The organism is Nonomuraea wenchangensis (assembly GCF_900111685.1).
GTDB classification, from domain to species: domain Bacteria; phylum Actinomycetota; class Actinomycetes; order Streptosporangiales; family Streptosporangiaceae; genus Nonomuraea; species Nonomuraea wenchangensis.
Genome location: NZ_FOHX01000019.1, coordinates 42,600 through 58,790 on the forward strand (window position 1 = coordinate 42,600; position 16,191 = coordinate 58,790).

General features: G+C 71.2%; 14 protein-coding genes. 9 read left to right on the forward strand and 5 right to left on the reverse strand.

Annotated features, from left to right (window positions below):
- Window positions 1-16 precede the first annotated feature (16 nt).
- Window positions 17-2,119 carry a M6 family metalloprotease domain-containing protein gene (locus tag BMW85_RS39340; RefSeq protein WP_245775324.1) on the reverse strand — a complete coding sequence of 701 codons (2,103 nt, stop codon included), beginning with the start codon at window positions 2,117-2,119 and terminating at the stop codon, window positions 17-19.
- Window positions 2,120-2,225: 106 nt separating this feature from the next.
- Here BMW85_RS39340 and BMW85_RS39345 point away from each other — a divergent pair, with 106 nt between their 5' ends.
- Together BMW85_RS39345 and BMW85_RS39350 are read left to right on the forward strand one after the other, a co-directional pair.
- Window positions 2,226-3,374 (forward strand): PucR family transcriptional regulator, encoded by a 1,149-nt coding sequence (locus BMW85_RS39345; RefSeq protein ID WP_091092053.1) that lies wholly within the window; start codon window positions 2,226-2,228, stop codon window positions 3,372-3,374.
- Window positions 3,375-3,456: 82 nt separating this feature from the next.
- Window positions 3,457-4,488 carry an amidohydrolase family protein gene (locus tag BMW85_RS39350; protein WP_091092054.1) on the forward strand — a complete coding sequence of 344 codons (1,032 nt, stop codon included), beginning with the start codon at window positions 3,457-3,459 and terminating at the stop codon, window positions 4,486-4,488.
- 5 nt (window positions 4,489-4,493) lie between these two features.
- Here the strand turns inward: BMW85_RS39350 and BMW85_RS39355 are convergent, their stop codons facing one another.
- The gene (locus tag BMW85_RS39355) at window positions 4,494-4,952 is read right to left on the reverse strand and encodes a MarR family winged helix-turn-helix transcriptional regulator (RefSeq protein ID WP_091092056.1); all 459 of its coding nucleotides are present in this window, start codon (window positions 4,950-4,952) and stop codon (window positions 4,494-4,496) included.
- A gap of 68 nt (window positions 4,953-5,020) precedes the next feature.
- On the opposite strand from BMW85_RS39355, the gene BMW85_RS39360 reads away from it, so the two are divergent.
- The 6 genes from BMW85_RS39360 (at window position 5,021) to BMW85_RS39385 (ending at window position 9,990) form a co-directional block, all read left to right on the forward strand.
- The gene (locus BMW85_RS39360; RefSeq protein WP_091092058.1) at window positions 5,021-6,757 is read left to right on the forward strand and encodes an ABC transporter ATP-binding protein; all 1,737 of its coding nucleotides are present in this window, start codon (window positions 5,021-5,023) and stop codon (window positions 6,755-6,757) included.
- A 105-nt stretch (window positions 6,758-6,862) separates the two neighbouring features.
- Window positions 6,863-8,119, forward strand: coding sequence for an MFS transporter (locus tag BMW85_RS39365; RefSeq protein WP_218156139.1), 1,257 nt, complete (start codon window positions 6,863-6,865; stop codon window positions 8,117-8,119).
- A 111-nt stretch (window positions 8,120-8,230) separates the two neighbouring features.
- Window positions 8,231-8,659 carry an Hsp20/alpha crystallin family protein gene (locus BMW85_RS39370; protein ID WP_091092062.1) on the forward strand — a complete coding sequence of 143 codons (429 nt, stop codon included), beginning with the start codon at window positions 8,231-8,233 and terminating at the stop codon, window positions 8,657-8,659.
- A 54-nt stretch (window positions 8,660-8,713) separates the two neighbouring features.
- The gene (locus tag BMW85_RS39375) at window positions 8,714-9,028 is read left to right on the forward strand and encodes a MerR family transcriptional regulator (protein ID WP_091092064.1); all 315 of its coding nucleotides are present in this window, start codon (window positions 8,714-8,716) and stop codon (window positions 9,026-9,028) included.
- A gap of 44 nt (window positions 9,029-9,072) precedes the next feature.
- Complete coding sequence (locus BMW85_RS39380; protein WP_091092065.1) at window positions 9,073-9,621, forward strand: hemerythrin domain-containing protein; 549 nt, start codon at window positions 9,073-9,075, stop codon at window positions 9,619-9,621.
- A 63-nt stretch (window positions 9,622-9,684) separates the two neighbouring features.
- Entirely contained in the window at window positions 9,685-9,990 is a 306-nt protein-coding gene (locus BMW85_RS39385) for a DUF5709 domain-containing protein (protein ID WP_091092067.1), read from the forward strand.
- A gap of 72 nt (window positions 9,991-10,062) precedes the next feature.
- Here the strand turns inward: BMW85_RS39385 and BMW85_RS39390 are convergent, their stop codons facing one another.
- Complete coding sequence (locus tag BMW85_RS39390) at window positions 10,063-10,716, reverse strand: HAD family hydrolase (RefSeq protein WP_091092068.1); 654 nt, start codon at window positions 10,714-10,716, stop codon at window positions 10,063-10,065.
- Between the two features lie 171 nt (window positions 10,717-10,887).
- On the opposite strand from BMW85_RS39390, the gene BMW85_RS39395 reads away from it, so the two are divergent.
- A complete protein-coding gene (locus tag BMW85_RS39395; protein WP_177241116.1) occupies window positions 10,888-11,439 on the forward strand; it encodes a Uma2 family endonuclease in 552 nt (183 codons plus the stop codon).
- On the opposite strand, the gene hrpA is transcribed toward BMW85_RS39395, so the two are convergent.
- Together hrpA and ppgK are read right to left on the reverse strand one after the other, a co-directional pair.
- On the reverse strand, window positions 11,429-15,304 hold the full coding sequence (gene hrpA / locus BMW85_RS39400; RefSeq protein ID WP_091092072.1) for an ATP-dependent RNA helicase HrpA: 3,876 nt from the start codon (window positions 15,302-15,304) through the stop codon (window positions 11,429-11,431). The two genes, BMW85_RS39395 and hrpA, sit on opposite strands and share 11 nt — an antisense overlap.
- Window positions 15,305-15,423: 119 nt before the next feature.
- The gene (gene ppgK / locus BMW85_RS39405; protein ID WP_091092074.1) at window positions 15,424-16,140 is read right to left on the reverse strand and encodes a polyphosphate--glucose phosphotransferase; all 717 of its coding nucleotides are present in this window, start codon (window positions 16,138-16,140) and stop codon (window positions 15,424-15,426) included.
- Window positions 16,141-16,191: the final 51 nt, after the last annotated feature.

The following is a 16,191-nucleotide window of genomic DNA, read 5'->3' on the forward strand; positions in this document are numbered from 1 at the left end:
CCCCGGAGGGATCTCGCTACAGGCCGATCACCTGGCAGGTGGCTGTCATCTTCTTGGTCGGGTCGCTCTCGGAGGTGGCCGTGAGCTTGACCTGCGCCAGGCGGTCGCCGCCGGCGTCGCGGACCGCGTTCACGGTCACGGTGTCGTGCTTGCCGAAGGCGACGGCGGCCAGCTCGTTCGGGACCTGGACGTTCCAGCCCTTGCCCTTGACCTCGGCCGACAGCCGGTAGACGTCGGAGCCGAGGTAGGCGCTGACGTCCTCCGGGTGCTGCCCCTGCGCCGGGGCCGCCTTGCCGGTGTTGAACAGCGGGAAGGTGCAGGTGGAGAGGTTCTTGCCGGTGGGGACGCCGGCGCCGGGCAGCAGCTTGACGCCGCGCCGCTGCGGGCCCGCGCCGTCCAGCGAGCGGACGGCCACCTTGTACGTCAGCTCGCCGTCCTTGTTGCGCTTCAGGTCGAGGACGTAGAAGTGCAGGCGGTTGGCCTCGTCCACGTGCTCGTACTGGCTGCCGGAGCCGGTGCCTGCGTGGAAGAGCGCGTCGGAGAGCTGGCGGTAGTCGCCGATGGTGATCGGGACCTTGGTGCCGTCCGGCAGGACGTAGTCGGTCATGCCGATGTCCTGCGGGTTGGCGTCGATCACCCACTCGAACGGGGAGCGGTCCTGGTTCTTGGTCTTGGCCAGCAGGACGCCCGAGTCGGGGGTGAAGGAGTCGGCGCCCATGCGGTCCACGACCTCGACCGTGTAGTTCTCGTAGCCGCCGCCATCGCACAGCGGGTCGGCGGCGTTGCAGGAGCTGTTGTCGGCGCCGTCGAAGGCGATGTTGACGCCGGACAGCTCGTCCTTGCCGGGCTGCACGGCCCGCGCCAGCACGTCGGCCACGACCAGGCCGGACTGGGCGAGGGCGGGGCGGGACAGGCGCAGCACGTTCTGCTCGTCCACCATGTTGAGCTTGATCTTGTTGCGCAGCATGTGCTGCGCGCCCATGGACCCGCCCGAGGTCGGCGGGATGAGCCAGCGCGAGTGCGGGCCGCCGGGGCCGTTGAAGCTGCCGCGGCTCAGCATCTCCCAGATGCCGGTGTAGGCGCGTTTCGGCGGCACCGAGTACGGGTTGTTGTAGTTGTCGGCGATGCCGAAGATGTGGCTCAGCTCATGGGCGTAGACCCCCATGCCGGAGCTCTCGGCCTGCACCGAGTCGATGCCGAAGCGGGCGTTCGGCCAGAAGGTGGAGCCGGCCTGCCAGGAGGTCCACTCGACGTAGCGGGTCCTGGACCAGTTGGGCAGGTTGGGGTCGTCGGGGCCCCACTCGTCCGGCACGTCCTCCTTGGTGGGGAACTTCATCATGCCGAACTCCTGCCAGGTGGACGACTCGTCCTGGCCGGCGCTCAGGTAGAAGACGAAGTCGAACTGGGCGGCGCCCTCCTGGCCGACGTCGGCGAGCCAAGCGGCGTTGCCGTCGTTACGCAGGTTCTTCGTGCAGGTGTCGCCGGCGGGGCAGGCGTCCCGCTGGTACTCCATGGCGTACTCGTGGTCCTTGCCCGGCATCGTGTACGGGCCGAACCCGGTCAGCTCGACCCCGATGCGCCCGCCGGAGTCCTCCATCCAGTACTCGTGGATGGTGTGCCCCTTGTTGAGCGCGTTGGGGGTGTTGAGGAAGTCCTGGTAGAACTTCGCGACCTGGTCACGCGGGACGTCGTGGGCCTCGGCGCTCGGGTTCGCGAAGATCGTCGAGCCCTTGGGCTGGGTGACGACGAACGGCTGGTTCGGGTAGTCCAGCAGGACGAGCGCGCCCTTGAAGGTGCGCTGCGAGCCCTTGACGTTGGGGTCGTTCCACTTGGTGCCGGGCGGCTTCTTGTAGTCCGCCCAGGTCATGTTGTCGGGATTCTCCCAGTTCTGCGGGTCGATCGGCTGGATGCCCGACGTCGTGGGACGCCCGCGCAGGGTCTGGGCGCTGTCCATGGGCGTGTCGCTCTGCCACGGCTGCGTCTGGGGCCAGTGGGCGCGGCGCCACGGGTGCTCGGGGTCGCTGGGGGGTGCTGCGGAAGCTGGGGTCGCCACCAACGCGATCGGAACCATCACGATGGTCGCGAGCAGCCCCTTGAATAGCTTCTTCGGGACAATCACGACACGACGCTATAGACGTTGTTGACCCAGATCATCGCGCAGTTGTAGGGAAGACCCATAGCGAGTTGTCCTACAAACGCAGAAATATCCAGGTGAAGGGGTCTCCGTGGCGGATCTCCAGCGGACCGTGGACGAGCTCGCCGCCCGTCTCGGCCGCCCCCTGCTGCTGGAGGACCGGGTGCAGCGCGTCGTGGCCTACAGCGAGCAGAACGGCGCCATGGACGACATCCGCCGCGACTCGATCCTGCGCCGTCGTACGACGCCGGAGGTGCGCGCCTGGTTACGGTCGGCCGGCATCCACGAGGCCACCGCCCCCATCCGCACCGCGGGCGCGCCGCACCTGGGCCTGCTGCCGCGGGTGTGCGTACCGGTCCGGCACTCGGGCGGGCTGCTCGGCTTCCTGTGGTTCATCGACTCGGACCCGCCCATGTCGGCCGCCCAGGTCGGCGAGGCCCTGGCCGCCCTACCCGGCCTGGCGCTCGCGCTCTACCACGAGAGCCTGGCCTCGGAGCTGGCCTCGCACCGGGAGCTGGAGGCGGTCACCGGGCTGCTGCTCGGCGAGCGGGACGCGGCCAGGCAGCTCATCGAGGCGGGCGCGTTCCCGCAGGCGCGGGCGGTCACCGTGCACGTGGTCAGGCCGCTCGCGGCCGAGCCGTCGGACTCGCTGCGGCTGGCGCTGGAGCAGGGGCTGCTGGCGCTGCGGCGGCGGCTGAGCGGGCACCATCCGCTGCACCTGGTCCGCTACGACCACGGCGTGCTGCTCACGGCCGGGGCCGCGCTCGCGGCGGCCGAGCTGCACGCGGCCATGCAGGTGCCGGTGGTCGTCGGGGTCGGGCGGGAGCGGGCGGCGCTGGCGGAGGCGGCGGAGTCGTACCGGGAGGCGCGGCACGCGGCCGAGGTCGCCGCCCGTGTCCCCGCGCTCGGCCGGACGACCGAGTGGGACCGGCTCGGCGTGTACCGCATGCTCACCCACCTGCCCGCCCAGGAGCTGCATCCGGGGCTGGAGGAGCTGCTCGCCGACGACCAGCACCTGCCGCTGCTGGAGACCCTGGAGATCTACCTCGACCTGGCGGGCAGCGCGGTGGCCACGTCGCGGGCGCTGCGGCTGCACCGCACCTCGCTGTACTACCGGCTGCAGCGGGTGGAGGCGCTCGCGCGTACCGATCTGAAGGACGGCGAGGAGCGGCTGGCCCTGCATCTCAGCCTCAAGCTCGCCCGCCTGTCGGGACGTTACTCACCTCGGGATTTGCCCTAGCGATTTGCGTACTTGGACCTGATTGATTCCCTGGCCCGGCTCACGTTTAATGCCCTGAAGGGTTATCGGACGGAGAGTGCTGATGCCGCTGGCGACGCGTGCGGGACCGATGCTCGCCCGGCCGCGCTCGGGACGGCGGCGCCCGTCCGCGCCGGTCGTGCTCCACTCCGCGCCGATCGTGCTGCCCGTCAGCGCCGCGCCGCTCCGCGACGGGGCCGTGGTGGTCCGCGGCGACCGGGTCCTGCAGGTGGGGGCGCGGGCGGAGCTGCTCGCGTACTTTCCTGTCGAGACCGAGCACCGCTGGCCCGGGATGATCGTCGCCGGAGCGGTGGACGCCTGCGCGGCCGGGGCGCCCGAGCCCGGCGTGACCGCGCGCGCCACGGTGGTCCGCGATCCGCACGAGCCCGCCGGGCTGCCCGGCATCGCCTACGTCGAGGTGCGCAGCGCCGCCGAGGAGGAATGGGAGTCACGCGAGCGGGACGCCGTCATCACCGCCATCCGCGAGGCCGACCGGCCGGGCGGGTGCGGGCTCGCCGCCCGCACCCGGGATCCGCAGGTGCTGGAGGACGTGGCGATGCTGGCCCGTACGTTCGGGCTGCGGCTGCTGGCCGACCTCGACACCCACGCGCCCGTCGCCCTCGACGAGGCCGGGGTGCTCGGGCCGCTGTGCCACACGATCTGCTCCCGGCCGCTGGACCCCGGCGAGCGCAAGCTGCTGCGGCTGCGCCGCACGGCCGTGGCCGTCGGCCCCGCGCATCCCGCGGCGGACGTGCTGGCCCTGCTGGAGGAGGGCAACATCGTCGCCTTCGGCTGTCTCGGGCTGCCGGGCGGGCCGCTCGCGCTGGCGGCGGACGTACGGCGGCGGGCCCGCGAGCTCGGGCTGCGCCCCCGCGCGCTGGACCGGCGGCTGGTGGCGGCGGCCACGCTGGGCGGGGCGCGGGCGCTGGGCATGGACCAGGGGGCGGGCCGCATCGGGACGCTGGGTCCCGGGGCGCGGGCCGACTTCGCGGTGCACGACGCGCGCGGGCGTTATCCGTACGCGGCGCTGCTGGCCGGGGCGCCGTGCGCCGGCACGGTGCTCGGCGGCGCGATCGTCGCGGGCACCCCTGAGTAGCGCGGTCACCCCTCGCGGGCCTGCTCCAGGTCGCGTCCCCTCGCCTCGGCCGCCGCGTCCACGGTGGCGAGCAGCTCGCCCAGCTGCTCGCGCTGCCCCGGCGTGAGCACGGCGAACAGCTCCTCGCCCGCCCGCCGGCGCGCGTCGCGGGCCCGCTCGTCGGCCGCCCTCCCCTCCGGCGTCAGCTCGACCAGCGTGGAGCGGCGGTTCGCCGGATCGGTACGCCGCCGCACCAGCCCCGCCTCCTCCAGCGCGTCCACGACGGGCGTGAGCGAGCGCGGCACGATGCGCAGCTCCTCGGCGAGCCGGACCATGCGCAGCGGCCGCCCCGGGTCGGCGGCGAGCACCCGCAGCGCTCGCGCGTGGCTCGGGCTGAGCCCCATCGGGACCAGCCGCCGCACGTAGCCGTGCCGCAGCCGCCGGTTGACCAGGTGCATCAGCTCCGCCAGCTCTCTCTCACCCATGCCGACAGTTTAGCCGGAACAAATATGAGTTAACCTCTGTTTGAGTGCCCATCTGAAAGGAGCACCACTTGGCGGAGGAACCACGGGCGCCGCTGCGGCGCATCATCACCCTGTTCCGCCCCTACCGGAGCCGGCTGGCCCTGGTGGGCGCGCTCATCCTGCTGTCGTCGCTGGTGTCGCTCGCCTCGCCGTTCCTCCTCCGCGAGGTGCTGGACGTCGCCATCCCGGCCAGGGACGCCGGGCTGCTCGCGCTGCTGGCCCTCGGCATGATCGCGGTGGCCGTCACCACCAGCGTGTTCGACGTGCTGCAGACGCTCATCTCCACGACGGTCGGCCAGCGGGTGATGCACGACCTGCGCATCGCCGTGTACGCGCACCTCCAGCGCATGTCCCTGGCCTTCTTCACCCGCACCAGGACCGGCGAGGTGCAGTCCCGCATCGCCAACGACATCGGCGGCATGCAGCAGGTCGTCACCTCGACCGCCTCCTCCCTCGTCTCGAACCTCACCACCGTGATCGCGACGATCGCCGCCATGGTCGCACTCGACTGGCGGCTGACCGTGATCTCGCTCCTGCTGCTGCCGCTGTTCGTGTGGATCAGCCGCAGGGTCGGCGCCGAGCGCAAGCGCATCACCTCCGAACGGCAGCGCAAGCTCGCCACCATCGCCTCGATGGTCCAGGAGTCGCTGTCGGTCAGCGGCATCCTGCTCGGCCGCACGATGGGCCGTTCCGACGCGCTGACCGAGCGCTTCGGCCGCGCCTCCGACGAGCTGGCCGACCTCGGCGTACGGATGAGCATGTCCGGGCGGTGGCGGCAGGCGTCCATCCAGATCGTCATGGCCGCGATGCCGGCGGTGGTCTACTGGGCGGTCGGCCACACGGGGGCCATCTCGGTCGGGACGCTGGTGGCGTTCACGACGTTGCAGACCAGCCTGTTCCGGCCGGCGGTGTCGCTGCTGCGGCTCGGCGTGGAGGTGCAGACGTCGCTGGCGCTGTTCGGGCGCATCTTCGAGTACCTGGACCTGCCGGTCGACATCCGGCCCGGCACGCGGACGCTGGAGCGGGTGCGCGGCGAGGTGCGTTTCGAGGGGGTCGAGTTCGCCTACGGCGACACGCCCACGCTGAGCGGCGTGGACCTCACCGTACCCGCCGGGTCGAGGGTGGCGGTCGTGGGCGAGACGGGCGCGGGCAAGACCACGCTGAGCTACCTGCCACCCCGCCTGTACGACGTCACCGGCGGCCGGGTGACCATCGACGGGGTGGACGTGCGGGAGCTGACGTTCGAGACGCTGAGCGCGACCGTCGGCGTGGTCTCGCAGGAGACCTATCTCTTCCACGCCTCGATCGCCGACAACCTGCGCTTCGCCCGTCCGGACGCGAGCGACGAGGAGCTGGAGGCGGCGGCCAGGGCCGCGCGCATCCACGACCACATCGCGGCGCTCCCCGACGGGTACGACACGCTGGTGGGCGAGCGCGGCTACCGCTTCTCCGGCGGCGAGAAGCAGCGCCTGGCCATCGCGCGCACGCTGCTGCGCGACCCGCCGGTGCTGATCCTCGACGAGGCCACGAGCGCGCTCGACACGCAGACCGAGCGGGCGGTGCAGGAGGCGCTGGACGCGCTGGCGCGGGGGCGTACGACGATCACGATCGCGCACCGGCTGTCCACGGTGCGGGACGCCGACCAGATCGTGGTGCTCGACCGGGGCCGGATCGCCGAGCGCGGCACCCATGAGGAGCTGATGGCGGCGGGCGGTCACTACGCGGCGCTCGTCAGCCGGGATCGGCCGGAGCTGCTGTCCGCATAATCGCCTTTTAAACGTGTTCTGCCTCACATTTCGGTCAGGCCGGAATGTGCTTCCCGGATCCGCACGTTCGGACCTCCGGTTTGCAAGTTCAAGGCTAGGACCCCCGTGTTGCCCCCGTCATCCTCCACGTTCCGCGCTCTCCGCCACCACAACTACCGGTTGTGGGCTGGGGCCGACATCGTCTCCGTCACCGGCACCTGGATGCAGGTCCTCGGCCTCAACTGGCTCGTCCTGACGATCACCGACTCCGCGACCAGCGTCGGCGTCAGCCTCGTCGTACAGGCGTTGCCGACCCTGCTGCTGGGGATGTGGGGCGGGGCGCTCGCCGACCGGCTGCCGACCCGTCCCGTCGTGATCGCCGCGCAGCTCGCGCAGGCGGCGCTGGCGGCCGCGCTGGCCGTGATCGCGTACACGGGGGTCTCGTCGGTGGCGCCGATCTACATGGTGGCGCTGCTCAGCGGCGTGATCGGGGCGCTCGGCGGGCCGGCGCTCGGCCGCTTCGGCGCCGAGGTCGTGCCGCCCGACGACCTGCCGAACGCCATGGCGCTCGGCTCGATCCTCAGCTCCGGAGCCCGCATCCTGGGCATGAGCCTGGCCGGGGCGCTGCTGCCGCTCACCGGCGACGGCGGCCTGTTCGTCATCAACGCGGCCACGTTCTTCGTGGTCATCGCGGCGGTGCTGGCGATGCGGCGCGCGGAGTTCCACCAGCTGGAGGCGGCCGAGCGGCGGCCCGGCGCGGTGCTGGAGGGACTGCGGCTCGTGCTGCGCACCCCCTGGCTGCTCGTGGTGCTGGCGCTGTGGTTCGTCTCGGGCAGCGTGGGCCGCAACTTCCAGGTCACGATGGCCGCCATGAGCGCCGGCCCCCTGGGGGCGGGCGTGGGCGGCTACGGCCTGCTGTCCACGGTCTTCGCCGTCGGCACGGTGCTCGGCGGCTTCCTCGCCGCCTCCCGGCCACGCCTCACCGTCCGGCTGCTGCTGATCACCACGTTCGTGACCGGGGCGGCGCAGGCGCTGAGCGGGCTCATGCCGGGGTTGTGGACGTTCGCGGCGCTGATGGTGCCGATCGCGGCGGGCGCGGTGACCGTGGACACCACCGTCAGCGCGCGGGCGCAGCTCGACAGCCCCGAGGCGATGCGCGGCCGGATCATCGCGGCGCTGTCCATCGTCAGCGCGGGCGCGGGCGCGCTCGGCGGGCCGCTGCTGGGCTGGCTCAGCGACACCTTCGGTCCCCGGCTCGCCCTGGAGATCGGCGGCGTGTGCTGCGTGGCGGCCTCACTGCTCGCGGCCGTGGCGCTGGCCCGCCTCTCGGGCCGGACCCTCCGGCAGGCGGTACGGCCCCGCCCCGCGCCCGCGCAGATCTAACCGTTCGGATAGGTCTTCCTTACCCCAGTTGCCTGCCCTTCCCGCGGGAGCTAACCTGTAATTGCAGTTGGAGGTTAGATACAACCTAGAGCGCAGCGAGGAGGTCCCGACATGCTTCTCACCTCGATCGACCCGTTCATCCAGGAGTTCGAGCGGCAGTTCAACCGCCTGGCCCGGCAGACCTTCGACAACGGCTCGGCCATGCCGATGGACGGCCTGCGCCGCGACGACGACGTCGTCCTGCGCTTCGACCTTCCCGGCATCGACCCCGACTCCATCGAGGTCACCGTGGACCGCGGCGTCCTCAGCGTCAGCGCGCGCCGCGAGGAGGAGCTCGGCGAGAACGAGCGGGTGTTCGTGCGCGAGCGCCCCATGGGCGTCTTCACCCGCCGGGTCTACCTGTCGGAGCACCTCGACAGCGACCGGATCGACGCGGGCTACGCCAACGGCGTGCTCACCGTCCGCATCCCGGTGCTGGAGCGGGCCAAGCCGCGCAAGGTCGAGATCCGGCGAGGCGACACCAAGGCCATCAGGGCGTGACCCACGCGGCGCGGGGGCGGGCGTCCACGTCCGCCCCCGTACCATGAGGAGGTCATGATGGCCGATCTGCCCTTCGACGACGAGCACGCCCCGCTCTACTCCCTCGGGCAGGTGGCGGCGATGCTCAACGTCCAGCAGGCCTACCTGCGCCGCCTCGACCAGCACGACGTGGTCACGCCGCGCCGCTCCGAGGGCGGCCAGCGGCGCTACTCCCGCCGCGACATCCTGATCGTCCAGCACGTCACCCGCATGGCCGACGAGGGCATGACCCTCATCGCCATCCGCCGCATCCTGGAGCTCGAACGCGAGCTCGCCGCACTCCGCGAGGAGCTGAGGCGCACCCGCGAGCGCCTGCGCGAGCTGGAGTGACCCCGGCCGATTGGGATGCCTTCCCTTGGGTAGCGCTTGACCCCATGGCAACCGACGTCATCACCCTGATCACCCAGGACCACCGGACCGTCGAATCCCTCTTCGACCGGCTCAAGAAGGGCGAGGGCGACACCAAGGCCACCGTGGCCGAGCTGCACGCCCTCCTGGTCGCGCACGCCCGTGCCGAGGAGGACCGCGTCTACCCCGGCATCGACGCCCACCACGGCGTCGAGGAGCACAAGGAGGCCGAGGTCCTGCTCGACGCACTCGTACGGGCCACGCCCGGCACCCCCGAGTTCCGCTCCACGCTGGAGAAGCTCGTCGAGTCGGTGCAGCACCACGTCGAGGAGGAGGAGAGCGACCTCCTGCCCCAGCTTCGGAAGTCGGCCGACGACAAGCGGCTCCAGGAGCTCGGACGGGCCTTTCAGGAGCGCAGGAACGCCGAGCTCAAGGCGCTCGGCGCGACCGCCCCGACCACCGGCGACACCACCAAGGCCGAGCTGTACGAGCAGGCGCAGCGGGCCGACATCCCCGGCCGTTCGCAGATGGACAAGGAAGAGCTGGCCAAAGCCCTCAAGCGGGCTGATTCTTAGGATTTCGTACCTGTCCGGGGGTAGGGGAACCTTATGAGTCAACTACCTCCGGACCGGTTCGGAATGAGCGACGAACAGGACATCGAGGTCTCGGAGTGGACCGACGACCTAGGGCTCAACCACGAGGTCGTCCCCGACGACCCGAGGCACCGGGACACGCTCGACGAGCGGCTGTGGCGCGAGGCGCCCGAGCGCCTGCACGAGCCGCGCTCGATGCACCGGCTCACGCAGCCCGACGAGGGCCTGGAGCCGGATCGGGAGGACGAGGAGGTCGCCGAGGACCAGGGCCCCGACGGCGGCGACCTGTCGGCCGAGGAGCGGGCGATCCACATCGACCTGGGCGAGGACCTCGACGAGGACTTCAGGTGAGCCCCGCCGACTTCGGATGAGCCCCGCCGACTTCGGGTGGGCCGCGCCGTCTTGAGGTGAGCCGCGCCGCCGCTACGTCAGCCGCCGCGCCGCCTCCAGGACCTCGTGCAGGTCGTCGACGATCACGTCGGCGACCCGTGCCTCCGGCCGCGCGGCGTGCAGATAGCCCCAGGGGCCGCGGCGGAGCAGCGCGGTGCGCATGCCAGCCCGCCCCGCAGGGAGCACGTCGTTGTCGAGCCGGTCGCCGACGTAGAGGATCTCCTCCGGCTCCCGTCCCGCGACCGCCGCGACCTTGGCGAAGAACTCCGGCTGCGGCTTGGCCACCCCCCATCCGTCCGAGGTGTGGACGGAGTCGGCCGGCAGCTCCATCGCGGCCAGCGCGTCGTAGGCGCGGCGCGGCTGGTTGCCCGCGATGATCACCTGGTAGCCGGCCTCGCGCAGCGCCCCGAGCGCCGGGCGGACGTCCGGGTAGAGGTCGTCGCCGTCGAAGTGGTTGCGCAGCCCGTCCGGGTCGTCCCGCTCCCACGCCGCCTCCTCGGCGTCGAGGTCGATGCCCGGCCGGATGATCTCGAACGCCTCGCTGTGCGACCGGTCCAGCGCCGCCATGCCGCCGAGCGCGCCCATGAGCACGAAGTAGCTCACGCCGATCCGCTCGGCCCACCGCGTCCAGATGCGCGTCTCGTCGATCAGCGTCTCGCCGACGTCGAACACCACAGCCTTGACCATCGATTTCCCCCGCATCCGACATTCAACCGCAAACCGGAATTCTGCCACGCGCTGGGGCCTCTCCGAGTGGCGGCTGTGCGATACTTAGCGTGCCCGTTCGAATACGAAGGGATAGGTCCGATGGTAGCCATGGCGACCGAGCCTCCGGCCACTCAGCCAGAGGACACCAGCATGCGTGTGCCGCACACCGCGAGAGATTTGTTCGATGCCCTGCCCTCCCTCCCCGGCTTCCGGGCCGAGGTCATCGAGGGGAAACTGATCGTGAGCCCGATGGGCACCCCCGAGCACCTGTGGATGGCCGCCGATCTGCACGACGCCCTCCAGCCGCTCCGCCGGGAGCGGGGCTGGCGCGGATCACCCCAGGGCCCGTCCGTCTGCATAGAAGGCCCCCGCGACTCCCTCGCGCCCGACTACGTGCTGGTGCCGCCGCACTGTGCGCGCTGGGGGCAGGAGGTGCTGTCGTCCTACGTGATCATGGTCGCTGAGGTGGTCTCGCCCAGCAGCGTGCACATCGACCGCGAGGAGAAGCGGCACCTCTACGCCGTCGGCCGGGTGCCCGTCTACCTGCTGATCGACCCCGTGCCCGAGGTGCCTGCCGTCACCGTGCACAGCGACATCGCCGACGGCGTCTACCGGTCGATCTCCACCGTCCCGATGGGCAAGCCGCTGCGCCTGCCCGCCCCCGTCGACTTCGAGCTCGACACCTCGGTCTTCATGATGTGAGCTTGTCCATCGCCTTGGTGATGCGCTTCTCGCTGATCGGCGTGGGCGTGCCCAGGGTCTGGGCGAAGAAGCTGACCCGCAGCTCCTCGATCATCCAGCGGATCTCCACCACGTCGGGATCGCCGCGCCGCGCCGGCGGCAGCTTGTCCAGCAGCTCGTGGTAGTCGTCCTCGACCTTGTGCACCCGGTCCATCCACTCCTGGTCGCGCCACGGGTCCTCGGGCAGCTTCGTGAGGCGGCGCTCGACGGCGCGGATGTAGCGCAGCAGGTCGGACAGGCGGCGGTGACCGGTCGCCGTGACGAACCCCTTGTAGATCAGGTGGCCGAGCTGGTCGCGCACGTCGTCGGTGGCGGCGCTCGGGCGCATGGCGTCGAGTCGGGCCGTCGCCTCGTGCCACACGGCCAGGATCTGCTCCACCTTCGCCAGCACCCCGGCCGCCGTGTCGTGCAGCTCGGCGCGGACGTGCTGGTAGAGCCGGTCGAAGGCGACCGGGTCCCAGGCGGGGCCGCCGGCCTCCCCCATGAGCTGGTCGACGGCCGCGTTGACCACGTCGTCGAAGAGCGCGACCGCGCCGCCGTGCGGGCTGCGCGACAGCGCAAGCTTGGCCTGGTTGTTCAGGCCGGCCAGCAGGGACTTGGCCGGGTTGGTGACGTTGAGCAGGAGCAGGCGGCGCACGCCTGGCCAGTGGGCGCGGCGCTGCTCGGCCTCGGTCTCGAAGATCTTGATGGAGACGGACTCACCGGCGTCCACGAGCGCCGGGTAGCCCTTCATCCGGCCCTGCTCGAACACCTTCGGCAGGCTGCCGAAGCTCCAGGTGCGCAGGCCCGTACGCTCCAGGTCGTCGCCGGCCTCGGCGAGCGTCCGGCGCAGCCGGGGCGCGAGGCGGCGCTTGAGCGCGTCGAGGTCCTTGTCCTCGGCCAGCGTGCGCTTGCGTTCGTCGATCACGCGGTACGTGATCCGCAGGTGGTCAGGGATCTGGTCGAGCTGCCAGGACTCGCGCGGCACCCGTACGCCGGTCAGGCGCAGCAACTCGCGCTCCACGGCGGCCAGCAACGGCTCGCCGCCGGGCTTGACCGCGGCCAGCACCTGCTTGGCGTAGTTGGGGGCGGGCACGAAGTTGCGGCGCAGGTTCTTCGGCAGGGAGCGGATCAGCGCGGTGATCAGCTCCTCGCGCAGGCCGGGGATCTGCCAGTCGAAGCCGTCGGAGCCGACCTGGTTGAGCACCTGGAGCGGCACGTGCACGGTGACGCCGTCGGCGTCGGCGCCCGGCTCGAACTGGTAGGTCAGCCGCATCCGCTGGCCGAGCTGCTTCCACGTGTCGGGGTAGTCGCGGGCGCTGACGTCGGCGCCCTCGTTGACCAGCATCTCCGGCGAGAACGTGAGCAGGTCGGGCGTCTCCTGCCTGGCCGTCTTCCACCAGGCGTCGAAGTGCCGGGCCGAGACCACGTCGGCGGGGAGGCGCTGGTCGTAGAAGTCGAACAGGGCCTCGTCGCCCACCATGATGTCGCGCCGGCGGGCGCGGTTCTCCAGCTCCTCGACCTCGCCGAGCAGCTTGCGGTTGTCCTTGAGGAAGCGGTGGTGGGTGTCCCAGTCGCCCTCGACGAGGGCGTGCCTGATGAACAGCTCGCGGCACAGGTCGGGGTCGATGCGGCCGTAGTTGACCTTGCGGCCGACGACGAGCGGCACGCCGTAGAGCGTGACCTTCTCCATGGCGATGACCGCGCCCTGGTTCTTCTCCCAGTGGGGCTCGGAGTAGCTCCGTTTGACCAGGTGCTGGGCGAGGGGTTCGACCCAGGCGGGCTCGATCTTGGCGTTGACCCGCGCCCAGAGCCGGGAGGTCTCGACGAGCTCGGCCGACATGATCCACTGCGGCTGCTTCTTGGCCAGGGCCGAGCCGGGGAAGATCGCGAAGCGGGCGTTGCGGGCGCCGAGGTATTCCTGAATCGGGCGGCGGCCGCCGTCGGCCGGGCGCTGCTTGTCGAGCACGTCCTTGACACCGATGTGCGACAGCAGGCCGACCAGCAGCGACACGTGCACGTGGTAGGGGTCGGCGGGGGTGCTGTCGGGCTGCACGCCGAGCGACTGGCGGAGCTGGCTGTAGATGTCCTGCCACTCGCGTACGCGCAGGTAGTTGAGGAACTCGGCCTTGCACAGCCGGCGGAACGCGCTGGAGGACAGCTCCCGCTGTTTCTCGCGCAGGTAGTTCCACAGGTTGAGGTGGGCCATGAAGTCGGAGTCGGGGTCGGCGAAACGCCGGTGCTTCTCGTCGGCCTGCTGCTGCTTGTCGGCCGGCCGCTCGCGCGGGTCCTGGATGGACAGGGCGGCGGCGATGACCATGACCTCGCGCAGGCAGCCGTTCTTCTCCGCCTCCAGCACCATGCGGCCGAGCCGCGGGTCGACCGGCAGGGTGGCGAGCTTGCGGCCGACCGGCGTGAGCCGGCCCTGCTCGTCGAAGGCGCCCAGCTCGTGCAGCAGGTTGACGCCGTCCTTGACCTGGCGGCGGTCCGGCGGCTCGACGAACGGGAACGCCTCGATGTCGCCGAGCCCGATCGCGGTCATCTGCAGGATGACCGAGGCCAGGTTGGTCCGCAGGATCTCGGGGTCGGTGAACTCGGGCCGGCCGAGGAAGTCCTCCTCCTCGTACAGCCGGATGCAGATGCCGTCGGAGGTGCGGCCCGATCGGCCCTTGCGCTGGTTTGCGCTGGCCTGCGAGATGGGCTCGATGGGCAGGCGCTGGACCTTGGTGCGGTGGCTGTAGCGGGAGATGCGGGCGAAGCCGGGGTCCACGACGTATTTGATGCCGGGAACGGTGAGCGAGGTCTCGGCCACGTTGGTGGCGAGGACGATGCGCCGGCCGGTGTGCGACTGGAAGACGCGGTGCTGCTCGGCCGCGCTGAGCCGGGCGTAGAGCGGCAGGATCTCGGTGCTGCGGAACTCGGCCTTGGCCAGGGCGTCGGCCGCGTCGCGGATCTCCCGCTCGCCGGACAGGAACACGAGGATGTCGCCCGGCCCCTCCGTGACCAGCTCGCGGCAGGCGTTGACGATGCCCTGGGTCTGGTCGTCGTCCTCCTCCAGCGGCCGGTAGCGCACCTCGACCGGGAAGGTGCGGCCGGAGACCTCGATGATCGGCGCGTCGTCGAAGTGCCGGGAGAAGCGGTCGGGGTCGATGGTGGCGCTGGTGATGACGACCTTGAGGTCGGGGCGCTTGGGCAGGAGCTGCTTGAGGTAGCCGAGGATGAAGTCGATGTTGAGGCTGCGCTCGTGGGCCTCGTCGATGATCAGGGTGTCGTACTGGTCGAGCATCCGGTCGTTCTGCAGCTCGGCCAGCAGGATGCCGTCGGTCATCAGCTTGACGAGCGTGCGCTCGCTCGCCTGGTCGGTGAAGCGCACCTTGTAGCCGACGACCTCGCCGAGCCCGGTGCCCAGCTCCTCGGCGACGCGCTCGGCGACCGTACGGGCGGCGATGCGGCGGGGCTGGGTGTGGCCGATCAGGCCGCGTACGCCCCGCCCCAGCTCCAGGCAGATCTTCGGGATCTGGGTGGTCTTGCCGGACCCGGTCTCACCGGCGATGATCACGACCTGGTGGTCGCGGATCGCGGCGAGGATGTCGTCCTTGCGCTGCGAGACCGGCAGGTTCTCCGGATAGCGGATGGCGGGCACGGCGGCGCGGCGGCGTTCGAGACGCCGCTCGGCACGTTCGACGTCGGCGAGGATCTCCGCGACGATCTTGTCCCGGGTGTCGCGGGAGCGGACCCGGCGCATGCCGTCGAGCCTGCGCCGCAGCCGCCGCTGGTCGCGCGGCATGAGCTCGGGCAGGCGGGACTGGAGGTCGGCGAGCGGAGAGGACACGGAAGGCGTTCCCATACTGCTTTCAAGGATATTTGAGCCGCGCAGAAGCGGAGCCAACGGCCCATCGTGCCCCACCGCCCGCGACCGGCGCATCCCAATATCGGCAGGTCACTGGTCAGCGGGGTCGGAGCGGGTCAGGGGCGGGCGGCCAGGGCCGCGCCGATGATGCCGGCCTCGTTCTGCAGCCCGGCGGGCACCACGCGGGTGCGCAGCTTGATGTGCGGCAGGAACTTCTCGGCCTTCTTGCTGACGCCCCCGCCGATCACGACGAGCGACGGGGAGAACAACATCTCCACGTGCTCCAGGTATTCCTGGACCCGCTCGGCCCACTTCTCCCAGCTCAGGTCGTGCTCCTCGCGGGCCCGCGAGGAGGCCCGGTGCTCGGCGTCCTTGCCGTGGAGCTCCAGGTGTCCCAGCTCGGTGTTGGGCACCAGCACGCCGTCGCGGAACAGGGCGCTGCCGATGCCCGTGCCGAAGGTCAGCATGAGCACGGTGCCCTTCTCGCCGCGCCCGCAGCCGAACCTCATCTCGGCCACGCCGGCCGCGTCGGCGTCGTTGAGCACGCTCGCGCCGCCGAACAGCGCCGCCGCGTCCACCCCGATCCACGACCGGTCGACGTTGGCGGCCGTGCGCACCACGCCCTCCACGATCACGCCGGGGAAGGTCACCCCGACCGGCCCGGTCCAGGCGAAGTGTTCCCGGATCTGGCGTACGGCGTCCGCGACCGCCTCGGGGCGCGACGGCTCCGGGGTGGGGATCCGCAGGCGCTCCTCGGTCAGCTCTCCGGCGTCGGTGTCCACGGGGGCGCCTTTGATCCCCGAACCGCCGATGTCGATGCCCAGCACGTTCATGCCTGTCCCTTCCCCCATCCGGCGCGATGAAATTCGCCTGACGATTTTTCC

Excerpts from the sequence above, each read along its gene's own strand:
- BMW85_RS39395 (WP_177241116.1), top strand. The coding sequence starts at position 10,888 with ATGCGTGTGCCGCACACCGCGAGAGATTTGTTCGATGCCCTGCCCTCC.
- hrpA (WP_091092072.1), bottom strand. The coding sequence starts at position 15,304 with ATGGGAACGCCTTCCGTGTCCTCTCCGCTCGCCGACCTCCAGTCCCGC.
- BMW85_RS39380 (WP_091092065.1), top strand. The coding sequence starts at position 9,073 with ATGGCAACCGACGTCATCACCCTGATCACCCAGGACCACCGGACCGTC.
- BMW85_RS39390 (WP_091092068.1), bottom strand. The coding sequence starts at position 10,716 with ATGGTCAAGGCTGTGGTGTTCGACGTCGGCGAGACGCTGATCGACGAG.
- BMW85_RS39350 (WP_091092054.1), top strand. The coding sequence starts at position 3,457 with ATGCCGCTGGCGACGCGTGCGGGACCGATGCTCGCCCGGCCGCGCTCG.
- ppgK (WP_091092074.1), bottom strand. The coding sequence starts at position 16,140 with ATGAACGTGCTGGGCATCGACATCGGCGGTTCGGGGATCAAAGGCGCC.
- BMW85_RS39385 (WP_091092067.1), top strand. The coding sequence starts at position 9,685 with ATGAGCGACGAACAGGACATCGAGGTCTCGGAGTGGACCGACGACCTA.
- BMW85_RS39355 (WP_091092056.1), bottom strand. The coding sequence starts at position 4,952 with ATGGGTGAGAGAGAGCTGGCGGAGCTGATGCACCTGGTCAACCGGCGG.
- BMW85_RS39370 (WP_091092062.1), top strand. The coding sequence starts at position 8,231 with ATGCTTCTCACCTCGATCGACCCGTTCATCCAGGAGTTCGAGCGGCAG.
- BMW85_RS39375 (WP_091092064.1), top strand. The coding sequence starts at position 8,714 with ATGATGGCCGATCTGCCCTTCGACGACGAGCACGCCCCGCTCTACTCC.